We start from the raw sequence: 347 nt of genomic DNA, 5'->3' as shown, positions 1-347 counted from the left end.
GCGATGTCCTTGCAGACGGCCCCGGGCTTGATGAGTTCGAGGCCGCGTTTGTGGACTTCCACGTTGATGTTCCACAGTTCCAGGGAGCGGGCGTCCGGTTCGCCGTAGAACAGGGTGCGCTCCAGGGCGGTGTAGTAGCCGGAGGTCATCGGGAAGCAGTTCAGGGACAGGATGTCGTGTTCCTGGATCTTGCGGGTGGTGGCCCAGTTGTGGGCGCCGTCGGTGTTGATGCCGGACTGGAACCAGACCCAGGTGTCGCGGATTTCCGAGTCGGGGAAGGTCCGGGCGATTTCGTGGACCATGGCTTCGGTGCCGATCAGGGCGACCTCGTATTCGGTGATCCCGGC

The 347-nt window shown here is 63.4% G+C and carries 1 protein-coding gene; it reads right to left on the bottom strand.

The genetic code is table 11. The annotated features are described in order from the left end of the window. On the bottom strand, positions 1–347 hold a 347-nt coding region (locus QCD75_RS21995), incomplete at both ends, for a M24 family metallopeptidase (RefSeq protein WP_301231644.1).

Origin of the sequence: Arthrobacter sp. PsM3 (assembly GCF_030433895.1) — a bacterium.
In the GTDB taxonomy this organism is placed as follows: domain Bacteria; phylum Actinomycetota; class Actinomycetes; order Actinomycetales; family Micrococcaceae; genus Arthrobacter.
Note: the sequence above shows the minus strand (reverse complement) of the source record. Positions and strands in the feature narration are given on the sequence as shown.